This window comes from Terriglobus sp. RCC_193 (assembly GCF_041355105.1).
Taxonomy (GTDB): Bacteria; Acidobacteriota; Terriglobia; order Terriglobales; family Acidobacteriaceae; genus Terriglobus.
In genome coordinates this window covers 447,218-457,909 of the sequence record NZ_JBFUPK010000002.1, presented here as the reverse complement: position 1 = coordinate 457,909, position 10,692 = coordinate 447,218, and the positions used below count along the sequence as shown (strand labels likewise).

The window sequence follows — 10,692 nt, the reverse complement described above, 5'->3', positions numbered from 1 at the left end:
GACGATTTTAGAAAACAAGGGGGGAGGGGGTTATCCATGCGCAAGTACGTCGCACTTCTGTTTCTCGCAACCGCCGTTTCCGTCTCCGCACAGTCCGTGCCAAGGGAGTTGGAATCACAACCAGTCCGTCCACCGGTCACCGGCCCAAACGGCGAAACCCTCATCGGCATGCCGAAGTTCCATGAGCCGCTGCCCTACGACATCGACGCGCACACCGGTTACACGCAGATATTCGATGGCGCCTCACTCAAAGGATGGGACGGCGATCCCACCATCTGGCGGGTGGAAGACGGCCTCATGGTCGGCGAAACCCTGCAGGACAAGCCACGCGGCAACAGCTACATCGTCTACACGGACAAGAAGACCCGCGACTTCGACCTGAAGCTCCAGATGAAGATCGAGAAGGGTGGCGGTGGCGGCATCCAGTACCGCTCCCACGCCGGAACACCCTGGACGCGGCCGCAGCCCGCTGGCGCAGGCCCCAACGGCACACCGGCGAAGTGGCTGCTCACCGGCCCACAGGCAGACTTCTGGTTCCCCGTGAACAAGGCCGCGCAGCAACATACCGGCCAGTGGTACTCCGAGAACACCATGCAGGGCATCTTGGCCTACCGGGGGCAGGTAACCCAGGCCCTCCCCGGCGACGGCAACCGCCTCGTAGCCAACATCGGCGACCGCCAGGGCCTGGGTGGGTACGTCCGCACCAACGAGTGGAACGATTACGAAATCATTGCGCGCGGCGGTGTGATGATGCACATCATGAACGGCCAGTTGATGGCCATCTTCGTCGACGACAACCCGAACGACGCTAACAACCAGAGCGGCAATATCGGCTTCGAGATCGAGTCACAGCCGTGCAGGATCAGCGTGCGCAATATCTGGCTGCGCACCTTTGATCAATAGGCATCGTATGCTGGTGCTCTCAGTGCCGAACGCAATCAGTCGTCAGGAGAGGGAATGAACAGGAGAGACTTTCTCGGAGCGGCGGGCGTGTTGCCCTCTGCGCTCGTCCAGCATTCACAGGGGACTACGCATGTGGACACCGTGCGCAACGGGCCACCGCTCAAGAGCTCCGTGGTGAAGTCCTCCAGCCTCCAAGCCACCGGCGACAGCCCCGGAGCGAAGGCGAAGACCCACTTCAACGGCCCCACACGGCAACTCGCGGCGCTGGCATCGGGATTGGTGACGCTGGAGCCCGGCGCGCGCCCCCACCCACCGCACCGTCACCCGGAAGAGGAACTCGTCATCATCGCGGAAGGCACCGGCGAGATTGTGGTGGATGGCATCACCACCCACGTGGGCCCCGGCGACATGATGTACGCAGAGGCCAACGTGCTGCACGGCATCATCAACACCGGCACAACACAGATGACGTTCTACTTCACCAAGATGCTGGCAAAGAGCGCCTGAACGATCTCAAGTTAGAACTGTCGTTGCTCATTACGCCGCGGCTTTGCGGCTGGTCGTAAGTTCACGCCAGTTGAAGTAGATGTCCGGGAAGAACAGGTAAGCCGCGAAGAGGCCCATGAGGATCAGGAAGAATCGCTCATCGCTGAGGTGGACCCACGCAGGCACCGGATTGGCAACACGCGTAAAGATAAAGTTCAGTGTGAACAGGTAAGAGCGCACCATCCATTGCCGGTGCGCCTGTATCTGGCGATTGCGAGCGGTCTGGTAAGCAGCAAACGTGCATGCGGCCCACAACAGTCCGCCGACGCCATTCGCGATGTTCGGCTCCAGAAGATATGCCGTGGGAGCAGCGACTGCAATGCAGATCACATACACGCGGCCCATCACGCGATGCCGCAACAGGTGGCGCTGCCGAAAGCGCGTGGAGAACAGGAATGGCCCCAGGACCATCGCAGTTACGCCACAGACAGCATGCGGTATCAGGATTACCAGTTCTCGCAGAAAGCGCGCTCGTGCATGGAGCGGGTCGGAGCCGAGAAAGGTTGGATAGTCTGTGTAGGCCAGAACACTAAGTCCCATGATGCCCAGCACTATCCAGAGATAGTGACGTGGACGCAGACGGTGTGCCGGTGTTCCGGGTGCAGCGGATGCAGGAAGCGTTGCCATAGGAGGCAACCTCGGTTTGAGATGGCGGGGGCTGCGCGAAGTGTAGCGCAGGATGGCTTGGTTCTTACCTGTTTATTTCTGATGACTGCGATGGCCAATCAGAGATGAAAGGCGCGATCTACACCCCACACCAGCGCAAGTGTCATCACCGCAATGACCACTTCGCCAATGACACCCACCATCAGCGGACGCACACCCTGCCGGCTCAGGTCGCGGAAGCTGGTGCGCAGGCCAACACCGGCGAACGTCAGCAGAAACGCCCATCGCGAAAGATTTCCCAGCGCCAGCAGGTTTGTCCTGGAGAAGAAGCCCACGCTGGCCAGCGTAGAAATCAGCAGAAAACCCAGGACGAACTTCGGAAACTTCTTCCACAAAAACGCTGCCTTGTTTTCCACGCCTGCAGCTTGTCCTTTTGACGCCCAGTAGATGGCGTAGCCCAGCACAACAAAGCCGATCATGGCATTGCGGCATGTCTTCACCAGAACGGCGACCTTACCCGCCGCATCGGAATACAGCGCGCCTGCCGCGGCTGTCTCCGCAGTGTTGTCTACGGCCAATCCCGTCCATACACCGTAAGCCTGATCGCTGAGGTGCAGTGCATGACCAATCAGCGGAAACAGAAACAGCGACACCGCACCCAAAGCAAGGATGGCCGCAATCGCGTAGGACGAATCTTCTTCATCCGCATCAATCGCGCCCTGCGTGGCAATGATGGCGGAGACACCACACACCGAAGCGCCAACAGACAGCAGCGAAACCAGCTTTGGAGCCAGCCGGAAACGCTTGCCCAGCCAGGTCATAAAAGCAAGCGCAAGGATGATCTCAACAAACACCAGAGCCAGCGCCAGGCCGCCCAGCTTCAGAATGTCGCCCATCAGGAATCGAGCGCCCAATAGCACGATGCCGAGTTTCAGCCAGAACTCATACGTGGCCACGCCGCTGCGGAAGACCTTCGGCACGCCAACGGTATTGGAGATGAGTAACCCAATAAGAATGGCCCACAGCACATACTCGATGTTCGGCAACACAAGATGATGTGTCTTGCCGTAACGAGCGATGAACTGCTCAAGAAACTTGCCTGCATAACCAACAACAAATAACAACAAAACGCCCGGCAGTGTGCGCAGCAGATTCAGGGCAGCATTAGATGAAGTGTCAGGACGAGTATCTATCATCAGTGGTCTCCCGAACCTTTACCAGGGCACAACGTTGAACACGCCAAAGCGCACCAGTAAAGCCAGCGCCAGTGCAAGCAGCACGGCCCAGGTATCAGCAGAAACACGTCGTGAAGGTATTGTCATGGGTTCTATGAAGATAAGGCTGTCAGCTACTGTTATGCAAACCTGTCTTTCAGTGGAAGCACGTTCAGCCGTGGACCGATTCAGGCAGTAGTAGGCTTGCAGTCTGAGCCTTAGTTCGGGGAGTGCTGCTGTGAACCGAAAATGTGTGAAGTGGACGTCATGCGTACTATCCGGATTATTTGCGATTGCAAGTTCTGCCGTTGCGCAGCACACGCCATCTGGAGAAACAGCCCATCCGGTAACCATCAAGGTTGATCTCGATCAACGTATAGGCGCGTACAAACCAATTTACGCATGGTTCGGTTACGACGAAGCGAACTTCACCACGATGCGCGACGGTCGCACGTTGATGAAGGAACTGCATGATCTCAGCCCTGTACCCATTACCATTCGTGCTCATCACATGCTGACCAGCGGCAACGGTGTACCGGAACTGAAGTGGAGTTCCACCGGCGTCTACAGCGAAGATGAGCATGGGAAGCCCATGTACAACTTCACGCTGCTTGACGGTATCTTTGATGCGTATCGCGATGCCGGTGTGCGACCGATGGTGGAGCTTGGCTTTATGCCGAAAGACCTGGCAGCAGATGTACCAGGACGCCCCGAACCGTACCAGGTGCACTATCCGGCAAGCACCGTCAGCGGTCGCAGCAACAATCCTCCAAAGGATTATGCGAAGTGGGGTGAACTGTGCCGCATGGTTACGCAGCATCTTGTGCAGCGTTATGGCCACGATGCCGTGCGGCGATGGTATTTCGAAGTATGGAATGAGCCGGACATCGACTACTGGCACGGCTCACCGCAGGATTACTTCAAGCTGTACGACTACGCCGTAGCTGGAGTACGTGCTGCTCTTCCCAATGCGATTGTTGGTGGTCCCGCGACAACCAGTCCGCGCTCTGACAAGGCATATGCATTTCTTAAGGCCTTTCTCGATCACGTACGCGATGATCGTAGCGCAGCCGATGGCAACGCCATTCCTCTCAACTTCATCAGCTTTCACGCGAAGGGCCAGCCGATTATCCAGAATGGCGAAGTCGCCATGGGTATCCGCAGCGAACTGCGCGATGTAGATCGGGGCTTTTCGCTTATCGCAAGTTATCCGCAGTTCAAGCCACTGCCCATCATTCTCTCCGAGGCTGATCCGGAGGGTTGTGCAGCTTGTTCCAGCAAGGTCAATCCTGCGAACAACTACCGTAACGGCACGCTGTATCCGGCCTACACAGCAGCGGCATATAAGCGGCTCTTCGAACTTGCGGATAAGCATGGTGTCAACCTCATCAGCATGTTGAGCTGGTCGTTTGAGTTTGAGGATCGCGACTCATTTGAAGGCTTTCGCGATCTTTCTACCAATGGTGTCGACAAGCCGATTCTGAACTTCTTCCGCATGGCAGCAAAGATGAGCGGCACACGTGTGTCAGTAACCAGCAGCGCCGAAGTTCCGCTCGACAAGGCGCTCGCCGAGGGGATTCGTGGCGAGCCCGACGTTGCAGGCATGGCTACCCGCGATTCTCACAGCGTCGCTTCCATGTTGTGGAATTACAACGACGCCGCGGCATCCACAACAGCGGCGTCAGTCCAACTCACGATGACGCAACTTCCCAACACCGTACATACCGTACGCGTGACGGAATACCGCATTGACAGCACACACAGCAATGCCTACACGGTGTGGCAGCAACTCGGCTCTCCTGCTCATCCCACGCCGGATCAACTCCGTAGACTGAAGTCCGTCGATGGTCTGCAGTCGACAGGCCCAGCACATCGTGTCGCAGTGAAGAACGCAAACGTGACCATCTCGGTTGCTCTACCCGCGCAAAGTGTGGCGTTGTTTCTCTTCGATTGGTAGCTAGTTATCGGTGGGCTTTTCGATGTGGTCAATGACTACTACCGGCACCTGTGCCTTGCCGCGTGTCAGTTTCAACCCAAGCTGTTCCTGGATAGCGATGAAGAAATCCGGATCGTTGCTTGACCCGGCTTCGGACGGGCTCATATCCTCCGGAGCGTAGTGCAATTCAAAATCGTATTGCCCGTCTGCGCCTGATCTATCCACCACGATGCCGCCCGCAGGCATGCCCAGGATGCTGCCAATGAAGGAAACGGGAACTCCCCTGCCCGACAACTTCCCGCGCGAGAAATTTAGAGAGCCGTGCGCCGGGTCCGCGGCCGGCTTCATCTTCAGGCCACCCTTGGCAAGGGTGAGTAGGAACACATTGCGTTCGCGCATCTCGGTGTGAACCTTCAGGTGAAAACGTTCCACTAGCAGCGCTTGAGCCATTAGCATCTCGCCGGTGTACTGCTGCGCGGAAAAAGCCTTTACTGTATCTGGAATGGAAAGACTCGTCAGTTTCTTATAGGCAGCCACATCTTCCGGCGCCACGCGCGCTTCCACGTCATAGTGGGTTTCTTTAGTCCAATCCGGCAAACCTTCAAGCAGGTCATTCGACGGAAAGATGGTGAAGGTATAAGCCGCCGCAATGAAGAAATTTATGGTCATGGCATGTTGAGACAGTCCATTCGCCACGTTGTGTTCGAAGCCATTGTCAGCACGTGCTGGATCTGTGACATGAATCGAGATGGTATCCCACGGCACCGGCGCGCCGCCCGGCGGTGTTGCCGGTTGTTGCGCAGGAAGCGCGACGGCGAACAGCAGCGGCAGCAGGCGGAGGAATCTCATGGCATCTGTTTTACAGGATGATGGCAGTCAGCCGCCTTGGCCCATGTACGCCGCGAATGCGAGTCATCTCAATGTCGCTGGTGGCGGATGGCCCTGCGATGGTGGTGATGGGAGAAGTGCGATGCGTGATGCGTTGCAGCGCTTCTGCAATCGTCTCCACCACCTGGTTGCGCCAGAGCACGCAGATGTGGTGGTCGGGTAGCAAGGTTGCTGCACGGCGGCCCTGATCGTCGCTATGTTCCAGGATGATGGTGCCGCTCATCGCAATGGCCACGGTGCACGGCGTAAGCACCACGCGAGGTTCTTCCAGCGTTTGCAAGGGCAGATCAAAATCGCGGCGTACTTGCACGTCGTTCCGTGGCAGCCACTCCTGTGGAATCCCGGCGGGAACAAGTAGAAGCGTTTCGTTTGCTTCACGCATGGCATGGGCAACAGCCTCTGCAACACCCGCTTCATCCGTGAAGATAAGTTCGGAATCGTAATCGCGCAGCCGGTCGTAGAAGAGTTCCAAAGTCTCTTCACGGTTCAGATTTGCGGTGCGCTGATAAGCGCGCGGGATGCGGGCATACGCGGCTTCGGGCGATTCGCCAATCAGCATCTCCACGTCAGGATCTGCTTCCAGCTGGCGACGGATGGTGTCCAGTACGGTGAAACGCGCGTCAGTCATTGCCTACTCCGGTGCTGCCGTCGCCGCGGTTTGCATGGCTGCGCTTCCACCACTCGCGGAAGCTCTGTTTTGGAAGCACACGCAGATCGCGGAACTGCGTCCATCCCGCGGCCATGCCAGGCAGGTTCACCAGTTGGCCATCCTTCTCAAACAGGCCTTGTCCGGTGCGTGCCAGGCGCTGCGCGGCTTCGTATTGCTTCGGATGTTCGAAGAGATGCGCTGCCATCTTCATGCCCATGCTCTCCTGCGAGAGTTTTCCGGCAAGCGTGTTCTGGTCCTGCGCAACAATCTTGCCGCGGAGATGAATCAGCGTCTCCGGGATATTGATCTTCACAGGGCACACTTCATAGCACGCGCCACACAGCGATGAAGCATATGGCAACGAGCGAGAATGCTTCATGTCATTCAACTGCGGCGAAAGAATCGCGCCGATGGGGCCAGAGTAAATCGATCCATAGGCATGACCGCCTGTTTCGCGATACACAGGGCACTGATTCAAACATGCGCCGCAACGGATGCAGTTCAACGTCTCGCGCTCGCGGACATTGGCCATCATGCGTGTGCGGCCGTTGTCCAGCAGGATCACGTGAAACTCCTGCGGTCCATCGCCCGGCGTGACGCCTGTCCAGATGCTGTTGTACGGGTTCATGCGTTCGCCCGTTGCGGAGCGCGGCAACAGTTGCAGGAACACTTCCAGATCATCGAACTTCGGAATGACTTTCTCAATACCGATGAGTGTGATCAGCGTCTTCGGCATGGTGACGCACATGCGTCCGTTGCCTTCGCTTTCGACAACACAAACGCTGCCTGTTTCTGCAATGGCAAAATTCGCGCCGCTGATGCCGATGCCCACTTCGAGAAATTTCTTGCGCAGATAATGTCGAGCGGCCCCGGTTAAATCTTCGGCTTCGGTGCCAAGTTCCGTAAGCCCCATGTTCTGCAGGAATAGTTCACGCACCTGGTGGCGATTCTTATGCAGCGCGGGAACGACGATGTGCGATGGCTCGTCCTTCGCCATCTGCACGATCATGTCAGCCAGATCGGTCTCCCACGGAGTAATGCCCTGCTGCTCCAGCGCGCGGTTCATACCGATCTCGTCCGAGGTCATGGTCTTCACCTTGATGACCTCAGGATGTTCCACCGCCTGTCGTTCTGCTGCTTTGCGAATCAGGCGAATCGCGATGGTGTTGGCTTCATCCGCATCTTGCGCCCAATGCACCTGTCCGCCAGCGCGGATGCAGTTGCGCTCAAACTCTTCCAGATAATGCGGCAGATGCAGCAGCGTATGCGTCTTGATGGCGTGCGCCGTGGTGCGCAGGTCCTGCCAATCCGGCATCTCTTCCACGCGCAACGCACGCTTATTGCGAATGACATCGGTGGCATGGCGCACATTGCGCCGTGTCTGGTCGTCCTGCAACAACTCATGCGCAAGAATCGGGAATGCAGGCTTCTCCGCGGTGTGGCCCACGCGAACGCTCATGCGGTGGCTCCTTCCCATGCCAGCGCTTCCGCGGTCAGCGGATTTTCGCGGGTGCTGTTCAATATCTCTGCCAGATGTACTGTCCGAATGCGATCCCGTGAACCCAATTCGCGATGCAGTCCACCATCAATCTGCATGAGGCAGGAGTTATCCAGTGCTGCTACAAACTCTGCATTCGATTTCTTCACGCAGCCGATCTTGTCCGCCAGCATGGCAGACGACACCTCTGCATTCTTCACGGCAAACGTGCCGCCGAATCCGCAGCACTGGTCACTGCCTTCCATCGGCGTGTACTCCAGGCCTTCCACACCCTGCAACAAACGGATGGGCCGATCGCCCACGTGCAACAGCCGCAGCGAATGGCAGCTTGGGTGATACGTCACACGATGCGGAAAATACGCGCCCACGTCAGTCAGCCCCAGCTTGTCAGTGAGGAGCTCGCTGAACTCGAACACACGCGGCAGAAAACTCTTCACGTCGCCCATCATGTGCAGGTCGTTCGCGTTGTGCGCCATCAGTTCGTAATGGTCGCGCATCATGGCCACGCAGCTTGCGCTGGGGACAACGATGGTCTCCGCATCCAGAAACTCATGCAGCAACTTCTGCACAATGGGCAACGCTTCCGCGTGATAGCCGGTGTTGTAATGCATCTGGCCGCAGCAGGTCTGGCTGGTGGGAAAAACCACCTCGTGCCCCAGGCGCTCCAGCAGGTTGACCACGGCCATGCCCGTGCGTGGGAACAGCGTGTCGTTGTAGCAGGCGATGAACAGATGAATGCGCAAGGCAGTTTTTCCCTGATATGAAACGATTCAGTCCAAACAGAATCTTTCACCAGCCATGCTACTACCGGAGTGCATCGGGAGGCTATGGCCTTCCCATTAGCAACTTGCGCACACCCCATAGGCGCGTTAGGCTCATGGCGTTTCACTGGCAGGCCATTTGCGTGCAGCGAAGGAGAAACGGATGCGTATGCCTCACTGGATTTCTGTTCTTGCAGTCGGACTTGCGGGTATCCCTCTGCTTGCAACCGCGCAACTGCCTCCTGCTCCAGCCGTGCGTGTGGACTGGACAAAGACCGTTACCGTGTCGCGCACCACACCGACGCTGCAGGTGGTTGTGAACCCGCAACTGCTTCGCGGCGCAAAACTGCACGATGGTTCCTTTGCTGCATTGAAGCTGCTCGGCGCGGATTATGTGCGTTATGTGCCTTGGCTCCCCTACCCCAGGCAGGCGGTGGCCGAGCTGGAGCCGCCCACAAAAGAACGGACAAGCTGGGATTTCCAATACATTGATCCCACCCTGGATGACTTCATGCAGGCCACCGCGGGCCACAGCGTGATGCTGAACTTCAGCACCATACCCGCATGGATGTGGAAGACGGACAAGCCTGTGACCTACCCGTCTGATCCCAACCAGGTTTTCTGGGGGTACACGCAGGGAACGGAGATCGTCGATCCCACCTACAAACAGGCCGCTGATTATTACGCGCGTCTGCTGAGCTGGTACACCAAGGGCGGCCTTACCGATGAAAACGGCAAATGGCACGCCAGCGGTCACCACTACAAGATTGCGTATTGGGAAGTGTTGAACGAAATCGACTTTGAGCACCACTGGACACCCGAGGGCTATACGAAATTTTTCGACACCGTGGTGGAAGCCATGCGCAAGGTGCAGCCCGATCTGAAATTTGTGGCGATTGCCGCGGCAGCTCCGCGCGACGACGGCGCCATGTGGGAATACTTCCTGAACCCGAAGAACCATAAGCCCGGCGTGGATGTGGACTGCATTAGTTACCACTTTTATGCGACTCCGCCTCGTGGCGAACCCATTGCGGCCATGCAGTACACCTTCTTCGATCAGGCGGACGGCTTTCTTACCGGCACCAAGTTCATTGAGCAGATCAAGCAGCGCATGATGCCCGCAACGAAGACTGACCTGAACGAACTCGGCGTCATTCTCCCCACGGACAGCGACAGCAACAATGGCAAAGGCACTGTAGCGGAACCCGAAGGTTACTGGAACCTTGCATCCGCGCTGTACGCGTATCTCTACGTGAAGTCTGCGCAGATGGGGATTGACGTGGTGGGTGAATCGCAGCTCGTCGGCTATCCCACGCAGTATCCATCCGTCAGCATGATGGACTACAACACGGCCCAGCCCAATGCGCGTTTCTGGACGCTGAAGCTGCTGCATGACAATTTGGGTCCCGGCGACAAACTCGTTGCCACCACCAGCGCGGGTAGCGATATAACTGTGCAGGCTTTCGCTACGGCGCGTGGCAAGAAGATCCTTGTGCTGAATAAGCGTGCTGTACCGCAGACACTGAAGCTTGGTGCCGACACGGCGAAATCTATCACATACGTTGCACCCAGCACAGGCGACAATCCTCCAGCGAAGAAAGCTATCAGCGGTAGCGAAGTTGCGCTGGAACCATTTGAAGTTGCTGTTATTGATGTGCCGTAGCAACATCCGCTTCCATACAATGGACGGC

General features: G+C 57.4%; 10 protein-coding genes. 4 read left to right on the top strand and 6 right to left on the bottom strand.

Going from position 1 to position 10,692, the window contains the following annotated elements; translation table 11 throughout:
• Positions 1-36 precede the first annotated feature (36 nt).
• Both AB6729_RS10735 and AB6729_RS10730 read left to right on the top strand, forming a co-directional pair.
• The gene (locus AB6729_RS10735; RefSeq protein WP_371081611.1) at positions 37-903 is read left to right on the top strand and encodes a DUF1080 domain-containing protein; all 867 of its coding nucleotides are present in this window, start codon (positions 37-39) and stop codon (positions 901-903) included.
• A 54-nt stretch (positions 904-957) separates the two neighbouring features.
• Positions 958-1,410, top strand: a complete 453-nt coding sequence (locus AB6729_RS10730; protein ID WP_371081610.1) for a cupin domain-containing protein — start codon at positions 958-960, stop codon at positions 1,408-1,410.
• A gap of 30 nt (positions 1,411-1,440) precedes the next feature.
• Here AB6729_RS10730 and AB6729_RS10725 read toward each other — a convergent pair whose 3' ends face one another.
• Both AB6729_RS10725 and AB6729_RS10720 read right to left on the bottom strand, forming a co-directional pair.
• Entirely contained in the window at positions 1,441-2,076 is a 636-nt protein-coding gene (locus tag AB6729_RS10725; protein WP_371081609.1) for a DUF2306 domain-containing protein, read from the bottom strand.
• Positions 2,077-2,174: 98 nt separating this feature from the next.
• The gene (locus AB6729_RS10720) at positions 2,175-3,251 is read right to left on the bottom strand and encodes a YeiH family protein (RefSeq protein ID WP_371081608.1); all 1,077 of its coding nucleotides are present in this window, start codon (positions 3,249-3,251) and stop codon (positions 2,175-2,177) included.
• A 256-nt stretch (positions 3,252-3,507) separates the two neighbouring features.
• Here AB6729_RS10720 and AB6729_RS10715 point away from each other — a divergent pair, with 256 nt between their 5' ends.
• Complete coding sequence (locus tag AB6729_RS10715) at positions 3,508-5,226, top strand: beta-xylosidase (protein ID WP_371081607.1); 1,719 nt, start codon at positions 3,508-3,510, stop codon at positions 5,224-5,226.
• Here AB6729_RS10715 and AB6729_RS10710 read toward each other — a convergent pair whose 3' ends face one another.
• Genes AB6729_RS10710 through AB6729_RS10695 form a run of 4 tightly spaced genes read right to left on the bottom strand, consistent with a single transcriptional unit; the run spans position 5,227 to position 8,983 of the window.
• A complete protein-coding gene (locus tag AB6729_RS10710) occupies positions 5,227-6,054 on the bottom strand; it encodes a TIGR03435 family protein (protein WP_371081606.1) in 828 nt (275 codons plus the stop codon).
• Between the two features lie 10 nt (positions 6,055-6,064).
• The gene (locus AB6729_RS10705) at positions 6,065-6,721 is read right to left on the bottom strand and encodes a lactate utilization protein C (protein ID WP_371081605.1); all 657 of its coding nucleotides are present in this window, start codon (positions 6,719-6,721) and stop codon (positions 6,065-6,067) included.
• Positions 6,714-8,201, bottom strand: coding sequence for a LutB/LldF family L-lactate oxidation iron-sulfur protein (locus AB6729_RS10700; protein ID WP_371081604.1), 1,488 nt, complete (start codon positions 8,199-8,201; stop codon positions 6,714-6,716). Before AB6729_RS10700 ends, AB6729_RS10705 begins: the two co-directional genes overlap by 8 nt.
• The gene (locus tag AB6729_RS10695; protein ID WP_371081603.1) at positions 8,198-8,983 is read right to left on the bottom strand and encodes a (Fe-S)-binding protein; all 786 of its coding nucleotides are present in this window, start codon (positions 8,981-8,983) and stop codon (positions 8,198-8,200) included. Before AB6729_RS10695 ends, AB6729_RS10700 begins: the two co-directional genes overlap by 4 nt.
• Positions 8,984-9,170: 187 nt before the next feature.
• On the opposite strand from AB6729_RS10695, the gene AB6729_RS10690 reads away from it, so the two are divergent.
• Positions 9,171-10,664, top strand: a complete 1,494-nt coding sequence (locus AB6729_RS10690) for a glycosyl hydrolase family 39 (protein ID WP_371081602.1) — start codon at positions 9,171-9,173, stop codon at positions 10,662-10,664.
• The last annotated feature ends 28 nt before the right edge of the window (positions 10,665-10,692 follow it).